Here is a 15,477-nt window from a genome sequence, read left to right as displayed (position 1 = left end):
CGGAATGGAAAAGGTGGAATCAGTCAGGCGGGCTTACTTGAGCGCCTTGGCCTGCGCATAGGGCTTGAGGGCAAACAGATCGTCCTTCAGTTCGCCCTTGACGAGGCCGGATTCGACGAACACGGCGTGCTGGCGGCGCAGCGTGGCGATGTCCGCGGGCTCGAAGGTCACGCGGTTCATATCGTTCCAGTGGCTGACATAGACCTTGGCATCGTCCGCCGGAAGGTTGGCCTTCCTCTGCAGGATCTGAACGACTTCGTCGCGATTTGCGTTGCCCCAGGCCAGCGTGTCGCGCAAGGCAGCAATCACGCGTGCCACCACTTCCGGATGGTTGTCGACCAGATCGGCGCGCGCAGCGCCCACGCCGATGTAGGGCACGGCATCGGACTGTGTCAGCGTCTTCCATTCGGTGGCGAACGTGCCCAGCTTGCGTACCGGCAGTTCGTCGCCGAGTTGCTCCACGGTGACCGAGCGCAGCGCCGCCGCATCCACCTGCTTCTGGACCAGGAACTGCGCAAGGCGCGATTCGTTGCCACCGACCAGCGCGAAGTCGCCGCTCCTGATCTGATAGTTCCCGGCGAGCACGGCCCCGGCAATCACCGCGACCGAGGAGCCGGCGGGCGACATGCCCACCTTCTTTCCCTTTAGCTCACGGATCGACTGAATCGGTGAATCCTTTGGCACGACGAACTGCACATCGGCTGGCTGTGTCGCGGCAAAGATGCGGATGGGCACGCCCGATGCGGCGGTACCGAACACCCCGGCTACGGGTGCGCCGAACGCAAGGTCGATCGATCCGGAAGCCAGCGCCCGCAGCGGCGCGTTGACGTCGGGAAAGTGAACGAACTCGGCGCGCACGCCACGCTTGGCCAGGAAATCCTTGGTTTCGAGAACCGACCCATAGCCGAGGCTGACGCCGCTGGTCCAATAGCCGATCTTGACGGTGTGCGCCGGCTCGGCGGCACTGGCCGTCGCAGGGGTGATCGCGGCGTAGGAGAGCGCGATGAATGCGGAATAGGCGGAGAACGCGGCGGCGGCCGCTGACAGTAGTTTGCGCACGATGAAGTCTCAGGCTTGGAAGGAAACGGAGGGGATAGACGATTGCCGCGCCGCTGCCTTCCAGCGGAACAACCAGCGTTCCGCGGGCTTCAGCAAGCCGCCTTCGAGCAGCAGCATCAGGCCGACGAGCAGGACGGTCCACGCGAATACCTGGTCCGTCTGCACGAGGTCGGCGGCTTGCCGCAGCCGATAGCCGATGCCGCTGGACGACCCGATCGTCTCGGCCACAAGCGATACGCGCCAGCCGAACCCGAACGCCAGTCGCGCGCCGGCGAAGAAATGCGGCAGGATTGTCGGCACGTAGATCTTGCGCAGCACCTGGAGCCGAGACATGCGGAAGCTGCGTGCCAGGTCGACATAGTGGAGATCGACGGTCTTGGTGCCTTCCCAGACATTGGTCAGGATCAGTGGCATGGCGGTCATGAACACGACAAAAACCGTCGTAGCATCGGAAATGCCGAACCAGATGATGGCGAAGATGGCCCAGATGGCCGACGACACGGTGTTGAAGACCGTCAGTACCGGTTCAAAGAAGCGGGCCAGGACGCGGCTTGCGCCCAGCGTCAGTCCCAGGCCGCTGCCAACGAAGGTGGCCAGCACGAAACCGGACAGTACGCGTCGGCACGTGGCGGCCACGTCGGCGGCGAAGGTGTCGCTGTGCCACAGCGAAATCAGGGCCAAGCCGACTTTCTCCGGGCCGGGCAGCACGAACGACGGCACGCGCGTAGCGCCCCACCACCACAGCCCCAGCAGCAGGGCCACCAGTAGCAGGCGTTGCAGCACCAGCGTGGCGAGATGACGGGAAGCGGCCGCTGTCACGATGCCTTTCCTCATGCAGCGGCGCGCAGTACGCGCACCTGTTCTGCCACGACCGGCTCGGTGGGGACACGTGGCCGGAGCAGTTCTTCCAGGTTGACCACGTCGGCTACGCGGCCGGGCCGCGCTGCCAGCCGGATCACGCGATCGGCCAGCACCACGGCTTCTTCCATATCGTGCGTGACGAAGACGACGGTCATGCGGTTGCACGCCTGGATGCGCAGCAGTTCCTCATGCATTTGGCTGCGGGTCTGAGGATCGAGCTTGGAGAACGGCTCATCCATCAGCAGGACTTCGGGCTGCACGGCCAGGCTGCGGGCCAGCGCTACGCGGCTGCGCATGCCACCCGACAGCTCGTGCGGCCAGGCATCGCCCCGGGCGTGCAGGCCGACGAGTTCGAGCATCTCGTCTGCCCGACGGCGACGGCCGGCCCGCGAGAGGCTGCTGGCTTCGAGGCCGAACGCGACGTTGTCGCGCACGCTGCGCCACGGCAGCAGCCGATCTTCCTGGAACATGTAGCCGATACGGCGCCAGTCAGAAACCTGCGTCGCGGGCACGCCGTCCACCGCGAGCTGGCCGGCGTCTGGGGTCAAAAGCCCAGACAGGATGTTCAGCAGCGTGCTCTTGCCACAGCCAGACGGACCCACCAGTGCAAGTACCTCCCCGCGGCGCACGGCCACGTCGATACGGTCCAGAATCGTGATGGCGCCAAAGCGCTTAACGATCCCCAGCGCAGACAGAATGGGCGGATTCATGCGAAATTTCCCACAACACGCAGGGGCAGGGATGTGCCGGCCTGCGACAAGCTGGCGTAGACCTTTTCCATGGTCTGAGTGCGGAATGCCTCGATGTGACGGCGCGCAATCGTTTCGGCGGCCTTCTCGTCGTGATCCTCGAACGCCTTGATCAGCGAACTGTGGTCATGGCGGATCTCCGGACGCACGCGCTGGACATTGAAGCCGAGCGCGACGAGCCGCGACATCTCGTCCATCAGCGACGACAGCGTGCGCGTCAGCCGCTCGTTGCCAGTAGCCTGGACGATGGCAAGGTGGAATTGCTTGTTCGCGTCCATGAACTTGTCGATGCGGCGTGGTGCCGGAATCGCGTACTCATCGCGGCAAGCCGCCTCGAGCCCATGCAGCAGCCCCGTATCGACGCGGCCGATGGCGAGCCGGGCCGCCATCGGTTCCAGCTGTACACGTAGGGCGAAGACTTCCTCCACATCCTTGAGCGTGATGGGCGCCACCTGGTAGCCGCGACGTGGCCGGGCAAAGATCAGGCGGTCGTGGGCTAGCCGCGTGAGCGCAATGCGACAACTGTTCTTGCCGAAGCCGTAGCTCGTCATCAGCTCGCCTTCGGTGACCAGCGTGCCTGGCACCAGCTTGCAGGACAGGATGTCGCGGCGCAGTGCCGCGTAGGCGGCCAGGCCCAGGCTGGCGTCCTGCGTCTCCTCTGCAATTCCAGCCTGCACGCTCATTGTTCGTTGCTCCTTGGCGGTCGTCTGGCGGCATTCATGTCCGCCTTGCAATACATGGGCGTAGCTTAGGGCCGGGCTGTGGGGAAGCAAACGAACAGATTTACAGAAGCATATGAAGGGGCCGCTATGACTGGGCAGTTCAGGCTTGTGGGATGCTCAGGCTGACATCGTGGCACGGGCCACATGGGTCTTCTGGCCGATGCTCATCACGCCGCGGCCTATTGCCAATCACGCATAACCTTGTGCGTGTTTGTTCGTTCCTTGCGCACGCGGCAGGCCCTAGAGTCGGTAGCTTGTCCCCATCCGACCCTTTGGCCCTTCGACATGACCGCATCTCAGACATCTTTCCCTGCTGCAGCAGGAACCGACATCGCCAGCCGCCGTCACCGGGCCGTAGCCGGATTCATCGCCGAAGCGCGCCGCCTGCTCGGAAGCACTGCTGTGACCGACAAGGCTGGGCTCGAACCGGTTGCGCGGGCGTTGGAGGCACTCGGCCAGGAACGCGAACTGTTTCCAGGTGAGCATTTTCCGGTGTCCGCCAGCAACCCGGCACAGGTCTACCGCCTGGCCGAGGATATCGACGGCAGGTTCGCGCTGTATGTGTCAGCCGGGCTGCCAGGCAAGGCGCAACCGCCGCACGATCACACCACATGGGCGATCATTGCCGGCATCAGTGGCCGCGAACGGAACAACTTCTACGCGCGTGAGGGGACCGATGACCCGGCGCGCGACACACTCCACGAGATCGACGAATTCGATGTCGTGGTTGGCACCTCCGTGACGTTGCTGCCGGACGACGTACACACAATCGAACTGATCGGTGAGGAGAAAGGGCTGCATTTGCACTTCTACGGGCTGGCGCTGGATCGTCTGGCAGGCCGCGTGGTGTTCGAAAGCAAGGCCGGCGGCACGTACCGCCACTTTGGCCCGCCGCGCCGGCTGGCCGCGCCCGTGATCGGGGCCGCAGCGCTGAAGGAGGCGCTGGCCGATGGGCAGGAGATCGCGCTGCTCGATGTTCGCGAGACTGGCGTCCATACGAAGGGCCATCCGCTGCTGGCGGCGTCCGCACCATTGTGGCGCCTGGAACTGCTGATCGATCGCCTGGTGCCAAGACGCGACACGCGCATCGTACTGCTCGACGGCGGCGGCAATGCCGACGCGCTCGCACACCAGGCGGCCGCAAAGCTGGTACGCCTGGGCTGGGGCAATGTGTCCGTGCTCGAAGGTGGCGTCGCCGCCTGGGCTGCGACCGGGAATGAGCTGTTCACGGGCAGCAACGTTCCCAGCAAGGCGTTCGGCGAGGTCATCGAGCACGAGAAGCATACGCCCTGGATCGACGTCGACGAGCTGCACAGCCGTATCGAAGAAGGCGACGACATCGTCGTGGTCGACAGCCGCACCACCGAGGAGTTTGCCGATTTCAGCCTCCCGTTCGCGCATAGCCTGCCTGGTGCGGAGCTGGTCTACCGAATTGGCGAACTTGCGCCGAACCCCGACACGCTTGTGGTGGTCAATTGCGCGGGCCGCACGCGCAGCATTGTGGGCGCGCAAACGCTGATCGATGCGGGCATTCCCAACCCGGTGGCGTCGCTCAAGGACGGTACGATGGCCTGGTTGCTGTCTGGCCGGATGCTGGCGAAGGGGCGCGTGACGCCGCTGCCGGAGCCATCCGCCACAACGCTCGATGGCGCCCGTGCTCGCGCCGAGCATGTGGCCGCGCGCGCGGGTGTACAGAGGATCGACGCCGCCGGCCTGGAACGACTGGAGGCAGTGTCGCAGACGCGTACGCTGTACCGATTCGATGTGCGAACGCGCAGCGAGTATGAGGGGGGCCATCTGCCCGGCTGGCGCTGGGCCCCAGGCGGGCAACTGGTGCAGGCGACCGACGAGTACCTGGCCACGCGCCGTGCGCGCATTGTTCTGGCGGACTTCGACGGCGTGCGCGCGCTGACAACGGCCGCGTGGCTGGCGCAGCTAGGCGGCTACGAGGTCTTCGTCTACGCTCCTCAGGCCCATGCGGGTCTCGTGACCGGCCCGGAGCCGGTGCGCGTGCTGATATCGCAACCGCCTGCCGCGCCGGTGTCGGCGCAGCAGGCGTCGCAACGGCTGGCGTCCGGCACGGCAAGGTTGTTCGATGTGGAGCGACGATCCGCCTACGAGAAGCGCCATGCAGAGGGCGCGTATTTCGCTGTGCCAGACCGGCTGGAAGCGCTGATTGCCGACATTCCGGCAGATCACGTCATCCTGATCACTTCGTCGGATGGTGTGCTCGCGCGCGCGGTAGCCGCGGAACTGGTGGCGCGTACTGGCCGTGATACCCGCTACCTAAGCGGCGGTACGCAGGCGTGGGTGGCTGCAGGGCTACCCGTGGGAACGGGTGGCGAGCGGGTGCTGACCGGCGACGACGACTACTGGTTCAGCCCGTATCAGCATTCCGATGTCGCGCAACGGAATGCCGGCTTCCAGGCGTATCTCGACTGGGAGGTCAATCTCGTGGAACAACTGGGGCGCGAGGGCGACATCGGCATCCGCCTGATCGCGGCGGCCGAGACGGCGAGTTGAATCGAACTGCCACGCCAGACGGCGTGCGCATACACCTGGCAGAGCCGCCGTGGCCGCCGCCGCGTGTCTCGGGCGAATGGGTCGATGTCGCGCATGCTTTCCTCAGGCGATGGTGCGTTGGAAAGCTTGCTGAAGATCCGCGATCAGGTCGCGCGGATCTTCCAGGCCGACATGCAGACGGATGACCGGGGCGTTGTTGCCATGTTCCTGCCAAGTTCGGGATGCGTTGAGCCGTTCGGCCGGCGCCACCATTGCCAGGCTCTCGTAGCCGCCCCACGAAGCGCCGATCGAAAACAGCCGGAAGGCATTGACCAGACGGCCGGCGGCGGCATGGTCTGTCCCCAGCAGAGCGAACGACACCAGCCCACTGGCGCCGGTGAAATCGCGCCTCCAGAGCGCGTGGCCGGGGTCTTCGGGCAGCGCAGGATAGAAGGTCCGGGCGACCTGCGGCTGCCGCTGTAGCCATTGCGCTACCTCGGTGGCGTTACGCTGGTGCTGCGCGAGCCGTACGGGCAGCGTGCGCAGTCCGCGCAATGCCAGGTAGGCGTCATCGGCACCAATCGTCAGGCCCAGCGCTTCGTGCGCGTTGGCGATGCGGTCCGCCACTGCCTGGCCGTCGACCACGACTGCCCCTTGCATCACGTCGGAATGGCCAGCGATGTACTTGGTTGCAGCCTGGATCGAGATATTGGCCCCCAGCCGCAGCGGCTGCAGGAACCAGCCGCCGCTCCACGTGTTGTCGATGGCCACGGGAACGCCCCTCGCGCGGGCAATGGCGGTCAGGGCAGGCAGATCCAGGACATCGAACAGCAAGGAACCCGGCGACTCCACGTACACGAGCCGCGTATTGGTGCGGATCAATGCATCAAGGTTGTCGTGTGCGGGCGAGAAGTACTGAATCTGCACGCCCAGCCGCTGCAGCAGTGTCTGGTCAACCCGACGCAGTGGTGCGTAGACCGTGTCGGAAACCAGCGCATGATCGCCCGGACCGAGCAGCGCCAGCAGCACCAGCGTAATCGCCGACAATCCGGACGGCGTGAGGAATGCACGATGCCCGCCTTCGAGCGTGCACAGCGCGTCTTCCAGCGCCTCATGCGTGTCGAGTCCGTGGCGACCGTAGGTGGCAATGCGCTCGCCGTGTGAGCGGCGGTGCTGACGGTCGGCCAGCGTCTCGATATCCTCGAAGCGCACCGTGCTGGTACGCACCACAGGGACGTTGACGGGGCCGACGCCGTTGCGCAGGCGCGGTGCGCCGGCATGCAGTAGCCGCGTGTGGATGCCGTCTGCGGAATTCTGGCTCATCGATCGTCCTTGTCAGCCTTGGATGGTTGCGGATGCCGGGGCGAACGCGGCATTGAATCCGGCGGGCAGGCGCGGGATGGCGCCCAGCGCCCGGCGCAGGAATGCGCGCGTGCGTTCGTGGCGGGGAGCGCCGAAGATCTGCTCGGGCGGACCGTGCTCGACGATGCGACCAGCCTCGGTGAAATAGATGTGGTCGCTGATTTCGGCCGCGAAACGCATTTCGTGCGTCACCAGCACGCAGGTCATGCCGTCTTCCACCAGTTCACGGATAACGGTCAGCACTTCGCCAACGGTTTCGGGATCGAGCGCAGACGTCACCTCGTCGAAGAGCATCAGCTCCGGGCGCATGGCTAGCGCCCGGGCAATCGCCACCCGTTGCTGCTGACCGCCCGACAGCTCGCCCGGATAGGCGTGTGCCTTGTCCGACAGCCGCACCTTGCCCAGCAGCGCATGGGCTTCCTGCTCGGCCTCGCGGCGGGTGCGGCCATTCACGCGAGTGGGCGCGATCACCAGATTCTCCAGCACGGTCAGGTGCGGAAACAGGTTGTACTGCTGGAAGACAAAGCCCACGCGCTTGCGCAGCGCAATCAGCTCGTCTTCGGTGCACAGGGTCTCCACCGCGGTATCGCCAACGCGAATCTGCCCCTGCTGCGGCCGCAGCAGGCCAGTGATGCAGCGCAGGATCGTGCTCTTTCCCGAACCGGACGGCCCGATGATGGTCACGGCCTCGCCGCGTCGTACCTCGACGTCGATACCCTTGAGCACGCTGTTGTCGCCGAAGGTCAGGTGGACATCGTGCAGCGCGACAAGTGGTGCGGCGGGCGCTGGCGACTGCCGGCTGCGCAGGAAGGAATCAGTGGCGGTCATGACGACGCTCCAGCGCACGCGTGGCGCGCGCGATCGGATAGCAGTAAGCAAAGAAAAGGCCCAGCAGCGTGAAGTAGACCAGCACCGTGAAATCGGTGCGGGCCACGGTATTGCTGGCCACTTGGGCGGTATCGACCACGTCGTGCACGCCAACCAGGGAGGCCAACGACGTGCTCATGGTGATGCTCGCGTACAGGTTCATCCACGGCGGTAGCATGCGTCGCAGGCACTGCGGCAGTACGATGAGCCGGAAAATCTGGCTGCGACGGAACGCCAGCGACTGGGCGGCCTCCCACTGAGCACTTGGAATCGACTGGATCGCGCCGCGGAAAATCTCGGCCACATTGGCACTGGCGGGGAGTGCGAGACCCAGCACGACCTTGATCCAGTCCGGGAACGGCACGGTCCAATGGGCGATGTGAAGCTCGAACGGGAACACGTAGGTGGTGAAGTACACGAGCACCAGGATGGGCGCGTTGCGGAACGCCTGTACCCACAGACGCGCCATGTGGCGTACCCAAGGATAGGTGGACAGGGACAGCGCCCCGATGACCAGGCCGGCCAGTGTGCCGAGCGCCATCGCAAGGATGCTGATCTCGATATTGGCCCCCATGCCGCGCAGCAGCGCGGGTGACCAGGTCCAGAGATTGCGGAATACAGCCGAGGTGCTACCGGTCGCGGTCCAGAATCCGACCACGGCCAGCACGCACACGGCGGCGAGCGCCCAGGGGCTGAGGAGGGCGCTCCTGACGGGGTTGGGCGCCACGCGCCAGCGCAGGGCGAGCGGATTACTGGCCATAGCCGGGCATCCTCAAGCGTAGTTCCAGCCAGCGTCCTGTTCGGCTGACCAGCCAGGTCAGCAATCCGAAGCATGCCAGGATCAACAGCAGCAGCTCCAGCACATTGTCGCGCTGGGTCCAGATCATGATGGACTCGTACGTGACGTCGCCGACGGCGATGGCCGACGCGACGGCAGTCATCTTGACCAGGTCGACGAGGTTGTTGACCAGCGCGGGCAGCGCGAATCGGACGGCCAGCGGCAATTCGACCTGCAGCAGCAGTTGCCGGCGGGAGAACCCCAGCGAGCGCGCGGCTTCCAGTGTGGCCCCCGGCACGGCTTCGATGCCGGCGCGGAGCGCCTCGGCGTGAAACACGGCCTTGTGCAGCGAGACGACGGCGACGACCCAGAAGAACGGCGTCAGCGGATTGCTGCTGCCCAAGTTGTGCAGATGCTGGGTAATCAGCATGTTCAGCACGAGGAAGCCGCAATAGAGCTGTACCAGCGTGGGCGTGTTACGCGTCAGTTCGACGAACGCACGCGCTGGCGTGGCCAGGGCCGCCTTGCCGGACGTGAGTAGCGCGGCCAGGACCGCGCCAGCTACCAGGCTGCACGGAATCGTCAGTGCGCAGAGTTGCAGCGTGACGACCAATCCGTGGAGAAACGCGGTGCGCTCCGTGGTGTCCAGCACGAACGCATAGTTCAGGCCCAACGGTTTGAGGGCGGCGATGACGGAGACGATCCAGGCGTCAATCATGGGCGCGCCTCCGCTGGCGCGGGGCGCAGCGTGCCCACGGCCTGCGCGATGCGCCGCAATGCCGCTTCCAGCACATGGCGCGGCCCGGCGGCCGCAATCGGCGACAGCCGGACGCGACGGGCACGCTGGGACGACGGAATCGACGGCGTGGTCATGGTTTCCGGCTTTCCGTGAAGACCGTGAAATCCTGCGGCGCCACGTCGAACTTGCCCTGGCGGGCATGGTCGTGGGCGGCCCTGATATAGGCACCGTCCGGCACGCCGAACTTGCGGGCCTGGCTGAGCAGGAAGCCGGTGCGATGCCAGTCGCGGATGGCCGTGTCGACAAACGCCACGGTGTCCTGTTCGCCGCGCCGCGTCCACACGACGGTTGGGGACGGGATCAACTGATCTTCGGTGGCCAGCGCGAAGGCGGTCCACTCGGCCTTGTTGGGGCCGGTCAGCGTCTGGTACAGCGCTGGCTGGATATGCACTGACGCCGCGCACGTGCCCCCCTTGAGCGCCAGCAGGGATTCCGGAATGCCGCGCAGGCCCTTGACGATGGCGCCGTACTGTTCGGCCAGCGGCTTCGCGAAGTTGCTGCCCTGAGATACGCAGGCCACTTTCCCGCGCAGATCCTCCCAGCGTTTGATGCCGCTTTGCCTGGACACCATCGCGCCGCCGCCGACCAGGTCGTAGGGCGTGGGCGCGAAGCTCAGAATCTCGCTGCGTTCCTGCGTCCACTGGATGTTGGCCACGAGCAGGTCGACCTTGCCGGCCTGCAGGAACTGCACGCGCGTGGATGCGGTTACCGGTACGGTCTCAAGTTGCACGCCAAGGCGCCGGGCCAGGTCTGCCGCCAGTTCCGTCTGGTAGCCGCCGGTCTTGCCGGTCGCAGTGTCGAGGAGGCCGAATGGCGGGCTGGCGCCATCGATGCCCACCGACAGCTTGCCGCGCTGCCGAATCCTGTCGAGCGTGGCGTCAGCCCATGCGGTATGCGCCAGCGCGACCCCAGCCAGGAGCAGGGCGCTCGATACGAGACGCTTGTCCATCGGGCGCCCCCTCAACCCTTGTACCTGGCTTGCAACTCGGGCAGCAGTGGCTGCGGCGGCGTAATGCCAAGCCGCTTCTCCGTGCCGATCAGCCAGCCCGTGCGGTGCCATTCCTGCACGACCTTGTCTACTGCGGCGACGGTATCCGCCTCCCCCTTGCGCGCCCAGACCACCGATGGCGCGGGCAGGATCTCGGTCGGAATCGGCGCTGCGTAGCCGGCCCACTCGGCATTGGTACGCAGCAGCGGATGGATCAGCGTGGCGTCATGGACCGCCGCCACGCATTGGCCGCCACGCAAGGCCAGCAGCGATTCGGATGCGGTTTTGAAACCGCGTACCTGGGCGCCGTATTGCTCCTGCAGCGGCTTCACGAAGCTGCTGCCCTGCGATGCGCAGACGGTCTTGCCGCGAAGGTCATCCCATTGATGGATGCCGCTGGTTTTGAGCGCCGCGGCGGTGCCGCCCACGCGATAGAACGGCGTGGGCGCATAGGACAGCAGCTCACCGCGATCGGCGTTGTACTCCATCGAGGCGATCAGCAGGTCTACCTTGCCTGCCTGCAGGAACTGCACGCGGTTCGACGGATTGACCTGTACGAGTTCAGCTTCCACGCCTAGCCGCCGGGCGAGGTCGCGGGCAAGTTCGGGATTCCAGCCGATCAGTTGCTGGGTCGCAGGATCGATCGATCCGAAAGGGCCCCCGTTGACCAGCACGCCGATGGCAACTTTGCCGCGTTGCTTGATCTTGTCGAGCGTGGCATCAGCGTGCGCCGGCTGGGTGGCGAGGAGGGTGAACGCGAGTGCGGCGATGGCGCGCAGGGTGTGGTCGGTTGTCATGAGGCTTGGGTAGTGGAAGCTGGTCAGCCGGCGCCTGGAAAAGGCATCGCTGCACAGCAAGGGAGATTCCCATGAAGGGGTGCGGCGGCGGTGCGCAGCAGCTAGTTCAGCGTGATCCCGGCAGACACGATGACCGCCGCGTATCGGGGCAAATCCTTCGATAGCGTGTCGTCGAGCGCCCGCGCCGAAGAGGCCACCACAACAAAGCCGGCCTCTTCAAGCTGCTGCCTGGTGGACGGCTGGGTCAGCACGGCCGTGGCATCGCGGTTGATGCGCTCGACAACCTCGGTTGGCGTGCCGGCCGGGGCGAGCAGGCCCTGCCAGCTTTCCACCGCGAAGCCCGGTGCACCGGATTCGGCCATCGTGGGCACTTGCGGGAGCGCCTTCGAACGGTAGGGCGTGGTGACGGCGAGCGCGGTCAGGCGTCCGTTGCGCACGTAGTCGGTGACGGCGGCCAGCGTGATCAGTGTGGCGTCGATATGGCCACCGAGCAGATCAAGCGTGGCAGGGCCGCCGCCGGGGTATGGGATGTAGTTGACCTCGATGCCGAGCTGGCGCGACAGCATTTCATGCGCGACGTGGGCGATCCCACCATTGCCGGGCAATCCCAGCGCGAGTTCGCCGGGCTTGCGCCGCGTCAGCGCCAGGTACTCGCCGAAGGTTCTCACGCCCAGGTCGGGACGGACGACCAGGATCTGCGGGCTGACGACAGCCTTGGTCACGCCACGGAATGCGTGCCGCGTGTCGTAGGGCAGCCGCTTGAACAGCGAAGCATTTAGCGTTACGCCTTCGCCGCCCAGCAGCAACGTGTAGCCGTCCGGCGTGGCGCGGGCCACCTGGGCCGCGCCAATTGTGCCGCTGGCGCCGGACACGTTTTCGACCACCACGCTCTGGTGCCACCGCTCGCTGAGCTTCTGCGCCAATGTACGGGCCAGCTTGTCGGCGCTGCCGCCAGCCGACACCGGTACGATGATGCGGACGGTCCTGGCCGGAAAGCTGTCGGCCGGCGTGTCGGCGATGGCGGCGGTTGCGCAGGCGGAGCAGGCAAAGGCCACCAGTGCGGATTTCAATGTGTCGAGCAGTCTGCGGCGCAGCATGATGAAAGCCAGTATGAGTCCGGACACGCCTGCCGACACGATGTCGGCATGCAGTCAAGCAATGTCACGGACCAATCAGCTTATGGAGGGATGCATCCAATACGAACAAATCTTTTCGCACTTGGATATGCGCGCCCGACTTGCACGCTCAACGTGGCGTCAACGACCCTGCGGAAGTGGCAATTGAAGATGGTCCCGCAACGTGCGGCCCTCATAGTCGCGTCGGAACGCTCCGCGAGCTTGCAGGAGCGGCACCACCTCGCGCGTGAAGTCTTCAAATCCACCGGGGAAATAGGCGGGCATGATGTTGAAGCCATCGGCGGCGCCGGCACGCACCCATTCGATCATGTGGTCGGCCACCTGTGCGGCGGTGCCAACCACGATCTGGTGGCCGCGCGCACTGGCCACCAGATGATAGAGCTGGCGCAGCGTTAGCCCGCGGTCACGCGCCAGCCTGATGAGCAACGCGCTGCGGCTATGCACGACGACCTGCGCGGGCAATGGCGGCAGCGGCGCGTCGAGCGCGAAGCCAGACACGTCGACGGCGAGTTGCTCGGCCAGGATGGCCAACGCATTCGACTGGTCGGTGAAGGACTGCAGTTGCGCGAGCTTGTCGTGTGCCTCTGCCTCGGTCGCGCCGATGATCGGCATCAGGCCGGGCATGATCAGGCAATGACGCGGATCGCGTCCCGCTTCAGCCACCTGCCGGCGCAGGCCGTTTGCAAACTCGGTCGCCGATTCGAGGTCCTGTTGCGCGGTGAAAACAACTTCCGCATGACGCGCGGCCAATGCCTGGCCCGGGCCCGACGAACCTGCCTGGATCAGCACGGGCTGTCCCTGTTCACTGTTCGTGACGTTGAGTGGGCCGGCGACCGAGAAGTGACGGCCTTCGTGGTTCAGCGGGTGCATCTTGTCCACGTCGATATAGATGCCACCAGCCTTGTCCTGAACGTACGGGTCCGGATCCCACGAGCGCCAAAGCCCCTTTATCACCGAGACGAACTCTTCGGCAATGGCATAGCGTTCGGCGTGATCGGGGTGACGGCTGCGGCTGAAGTTCACCGAGCCGTCCGCGAATGTGGTCACGATGTTCCACGCGGCGCGGCCGCGCGACAACTTGTCTATGGTCGCCAGCGTTCGCGCCAGGTTGAACGGTTCGCTGTATGTCGTCGACGCGGTGGCAGCCAGCCCGACATGTGTGGTCACCATCGACAGCGCAGCGAGCATGGCCAGCGGATCGGGGCGCGTGATCATCGAAGGATGGGCGTCGGCGGAAGTCAGCAGCCGGTCGCCGAAGAACACCATGTCGAACTTCGCGCGCTCGGCCGCCTGTGTCATACGCACGACCAGGTCGATGTTCTCGGTACCAGACTCGGCGCCTGGGTATCGCCAACCGGCCGCATGATGCCCGGCCGCGAGCAGGAACAATCCAAGTTTCATGATTGTCTCTGCTCAGTTTCCCTGCACTGTGCTGTCCTTGACCACACGCGCGGCAATCTCGTGTACCTGGCGGATGCGCTGCGACGTCTGCTCCGCCGTCAGCGTCTGCACATCCACCTGGACGCGGCCCAGCGCGGCAACGGTGTCGGGCTCTGCCAGGATCTCGCCGATCCACTGACGCAGCCTGGCCAGCACCTCGGGCGACACGTTGCGCGGCGCGGTGATGAAGAATGCACCGGCCAGCGAGTCTTCCCAGCCCTTGATACCCGCATCGCGGATGCTGGGCACGTTGGGCAGGTCTGGCGAACGCGCACCACCGAAGTAGGCGAGCGCGCGCAGCTTACCCTGCTTGATGAACTGCGTGCTGAGCGGATCGAAAACCAGGTCCACGTGGCCCGCCACCACATCGGCCACGGCCGGCGCACTGCCCTTGTAGGGCACGTGCCGGATATCGATGTTGGCGAGCCGCTTGAGCAGTTCGCCAGCCAGGTGCCCCGGGGTGCCATTGCCCGAACTGGCGAACGTGAGCTTGCCGGGATTCGCGCGCGCGTAGGCAATCAACTCCGGCAGTGTTCGGATCGGCAGCGCTGGGTTGATAGCCACCGTCGCCAGCGAGTTGCCGATATAGGCAACGGGCACGAGGTCGTAAAACGGGTCGAACTTTACGGTCATTAACTGCGGAGCGATGGCCAGGTTGCCGATCGACGTATTGAGCAGTGTGTATCCGTCCGCCGGAGACGCCGCCACGAAGCCGGCCCCGAGCGTGCCGCCTGCGCCGGCCTTGTATTCGATCACCACCGGTTGTCCAGCCTTCTCGGCCAGCCGCCTGGCAATGATCCGTGCGACGTTGTCATTGGTGCCTCCGGGTGTATAGGGCACCACGTAGTTGATCGGCTTCGACGGGAAGGGCTGTTGTGCAGATGCGGTCACGGTGGCGGCGTGGAGCACGGCGAGTACCGCAAGCGCGGCGCGCAGGGGCGCAGGTAGAGCGGGAAAGTGCATGACGATCGGGAACGGAAAAAGATGGGCTTGGGCGCATGAAGCAGACCGACCATCGTAGGTCGATACGCGTGGCGCCGGAACTGCCGATTCGTCATGTCGTTAGCCGCTCAGGTGATAAGCGGCTTGCACCCGGGGCCACGGGTGATGCGACCACTTCAGGAAATAGGTAACTCTGATCTGCACGATGTTCATTCTTGTAACCAATGCCCCCTCCCGGTCGGTACTCCCGGGGGCTAAGTCGTAAGAGGGATCTCAGCGCTCCCGGGTGAGGGCAGCTCGACATTCGTCATCCCTTTGCTGTAGTCCACAAGGCCCATTTCGCTCCACGTGTGCCCCCGGCTTTCCACCGCCCACATTGTGTTGCGACCCTCCGGTCGAGGAGCCCGCAACACATCTGCCGGACGACGCCGAAAGCCGACATCTCACCACCCCATGGAATTCACGCCCCGTGCAA

General features: G+C 65.4%; 15 protein-coding genes. 1 reads left to right on the top strand and 14 read right to left on the bottom strand.

The features are described from left to right. Window positions 1-33: 33 nt before the first annotated feature. From BM115_RS12175 to BM115_RS12160, 4 genes are read right to left on the bottom strand one after another with little or no spacing between them, the layout of a single operon-like run. Window positions 34-1,059: an ABC transporter substrate-binding protein gene (locus BM115_RS12175; RefSeq protein WP_092294027.1), complete on the bottom strand. Its 1,026-nt coding sequence runs from the start codon at window positions 1,057-1,059 to the stop codon at window positions 34-36. 9 nt (window positions 1,060-1,068) lie between these two features. After that, a complete protein-coding gene (locus BM115_RS12170) occupies window positions 1,069-1,878 on the bottom strand; it encodes an ABC transporter permease (protein ID WP_255370787.1) in 810 nt (269 codons plus the stop codon). Window positions 1,879-1,889: 11 nt separating this feature from the next. Further along, window positions 1,890-2,630, bottom strand: coding sequence for an ABC transporter ATP-binding protein (locus BM115_RS12165; protein WP_092294023.1), 741 nt, complete (start codon window positions 2,628-2,630; stop codon window positions 1,890-1,892). Beyond that, window positions 2,627-3,352: a GntR family transcriptional regulator gene (locus tag BM115_RS12160; protein ID WP_092294021.1), complete on the bottom strand. Its 726-nt coding sequence runs from the start codon at window positions 3,350-3,352 to the stop codon at window positions 2,627-2,629. The genes BM115_RS12165 and BM115_RS12160 overlap by 4 nt, the downstream gene beginning before the upstream one ends. A gap of 324 nt (window positions 3,353-3,676) precedes the next feature. On the opposite strand from BM115_RS12160, the gene BM115_RS12155 reads away from it, so the two are divergent. After that, a complete protein-coding gene (locus BM115_RS12155; protein ID WP_092294020.1) occupies window positions 3,677-5,914 on the top strand; it encodes a rhodanese-like domain-containing protein in 2,238 nt (745 codons plus the stop codon). Between the two features lie 102 nt (window positions 5,915-6,016). Here BM115_RS12155 and metC read toward each other — a convergent pair whose 3' ends face one another. The 10 genes from metC to BM115_RS12110 form a co-directional block, all read right to left on the bottom strand. Next, window positions 6,017-7,216, bottom strand: a complete 1,200-nt coding sequence (gene metC, locus BM115_RS12150) for a cystathionine beta-lyase (RefSeq protein WP_092294018.1) — start codon at window positions 7,214-7,216, stop codon at window positions 6,017-6,019. A gap of 12 nt (window positions 7,217-7,228) precedes the next feature. Next, window positions 7,229-8,083: an amino acid ABC transporter ATP-binding protein gene (locus BM115_RS12145; protein WP_092294016.1), complete on the bottom strand. Its 855-nt coding sequence runs from the start codon at window positions 8,081-8,083 to the stop codon at window positions 7,229-7,231. Continuing rightward, window positions 8,070-8,882, bottom strand: a complete 813-nt coding sequence (locus tag BM115_RS12140) for an amino acid ABC transporter permease (RefSeq protein WP_092294014.1) — start codon at window positions 8,880-8,882, stop codon at window positions 8,070-8,072. Before BM115_RS12140 ends, BM115_RS12145 begins: the two co-directional genes overlap by 14 nt. Then, window positions 8,872-9,618 (bottom strand): amino acid ABC transporter permease, encoded by a 747-nt coding sequence (locus BM115_RS12135; protein WP_092294012.1) that lies wholly within the window; start codon window positions 9,616-9,618, stop codon window positions 8,872-8,874. Before BM115_RS12135 ends, BM115_RS12140 begins: the two co-directional genes overlap by 11 nt. Further along, a complete protein-coding gene (locus BM115_RS27275; protein ID WP_177219901.1) occupies window positions 9,615-9,773 on the bottom strand; it encodes a hypothetical protein in 159 nt (52 codons plus the stop codon). The genes BM115_RS12135 and BM115_RS27275 overlap by 4 nt, the downstream gene beginning before the upstream one ends. Beyond that, window positions 9,770-10,648: a transporter substrate-binding domain-containing protein gene (locus BM115_RS12130; protein WP_092294010.1), complete on the bottom strand. Its 879-nt coding sequence runs from the start codon at window positions 10,646-10,648 to the stop codon at window positions 9,770-9,772. Before BM115_RS12130 ends, BM115_RS27275 begins: the two co-directional genes overlap by 4 nt. 11 nt (window positions 10,649-10,659) lie before the next feature. Continuing rightward, window positions 10,660-11,484: a transporter substrate-binding domain-containing protein gene (locus BM115_RS12125; protein ID WP_092294008.1), complete on the bottom strand. Its 825-nt coding sequence runs from the start codon at window positions 11,482-11,484 to the stop codon at window positions 10,660-10,662. Window positions 11,485-11,585: 101 nt separating this feature from the next. After that, a complete protein-coding gene (locus tag BM115_RS12120; protein WP_092294006.1) occupies window positions 11,586-12,581 on the bottom strand; it encodes a tripartite tricarboxylate transporter substrate binding protein in 996 nt (331 codons plus the stop codon). A 159-nt stretch (window positions 12,582-12,740) separates the two neighbouring features. Beyond that, a complete protein-coding gene (locus tag BM115_RS12115; RefSeq protein ID WP_092294004.1) occupies window positions 12,741-14,021 on the bottom strand; it encodes an LLM class flavin-dependent oxidoreductase in 1,281 nt (426 codons plus the stop codon). 12 nt (window positions 14,022-14,033) lie between these two features. After that, window positions 14,034-15,023, bottom strand: a complete 990-nt coding sequence (locus tag BM115_RS12110; RefSeq protein ID WP_092294002.1) for a Bug family tripartite tricarboxylate transporter substrate binding protein — start codon at window positions 15,021-15,023, stop codon at window positions 14,034-14,036. Between the last annotated feature and the right edge of the window lie 454 nt (window positions 15,024-15,477).

Source organism: Cupriavidus sp. OV096, from assembly GCF_900115455.1.
Lineage (GTDB): Bacteria > Pseudomonadota > Gammaproteobacteria > Burkholderiales > Burkholderiaceae > Cupriavidus.
This window is presented reverse-complemented; position numbering and strand designations above follow the sequence as displayed.

Coding starts and splice junctions, on each gene's coding strand:
- BM115_RS12155 (WP_092294020.1), top strand. CDS start 3,677: ATGACCGCATCTCAGACATCTTTCCCTGCTGCAGCAGGAACCGACATC.
- metC (WP_092294018.1), bottom strand. CDS start 7,216: ATGAGCCAGAATTCCGCAGACGGCATCCACACGCGGCTACTGCATGCC.
- BM115_RS12110 (WP_092294002.1), bottom strand. CDS start 15,023: ATGCACTTTCCCGCTCTACCTGCGCCCCTGCGCGCCGCGCTTGCGGTA.
- BM115_RS12130 (WP_092294010.1), bottom strand. CDS start 10,648: ATGGACAAGCGTCTCGTATCGAGCGCCCTGCTCCTGGCTGGGGTCGCG.
- BM115_RS12165 (WP_092294023.1), bottom strand. CDS start 2,630: ATGAATCCGCCCATTCTGTCTGCGCTGGGGATCGTTAAGCGCTTTGGC.
- BM115_RS12145 (WP_092294016.1), bottom strand. CDS start 8,083: ATGACCGCCACTGATTCCTTCCTGCGCAGCCGGCAGTCGCCAGCGCCC.
- BM115_RS12120 (WP_092294006.1), bottom strand. CDS start 12,581: ATGCTGCGCCGCAGACTGCTCGACACATTGAAATCCGCACTGGTGGCC.
- BM115_RS12160 (WP_092294021.1), bottom strand. CDS start 3,352: ATGAGCGTGCAGGCTGGAATTGCAGAGGAGACGCAGGACGCCAGCCTG.
- BM115_RS12125 (WP_092294008.1), bottom strand. CDS start 11,484: ATGACAACCGACCACACCCTGCGCGCCATCGCCGCACTCGCGTTCACC.
- BM115_RS12135 (WP_092294012.1), bottom strand. CDS start 9,618: ATGATTGACGCCTGGATCGTCTCCGTCATCGCCGCCCTCAAACCGTTG.
- BM115_RS12115 (WP_092294004.1), bottom strand. CDS start 14,021: ATGAAACTTGGATTGTTCCTGCTCGCGGCCGGGCATCATGCGGCCGGT.
- BM115_RS27275 (WP_177219901.1), bottom strand. CDS start 9,773: ATGACCACGCCGTCGATTCCGTCGTCCCAGCGTGCCCGTCGCGTCCGG.
- BM115_RS12140 (WP_092294014.1), bottom strand. CDS start 8,882: ATGGCCAGTAATCCGCTCGCCCTGCGCTGGCGCGTGGCGCCCAACCCC.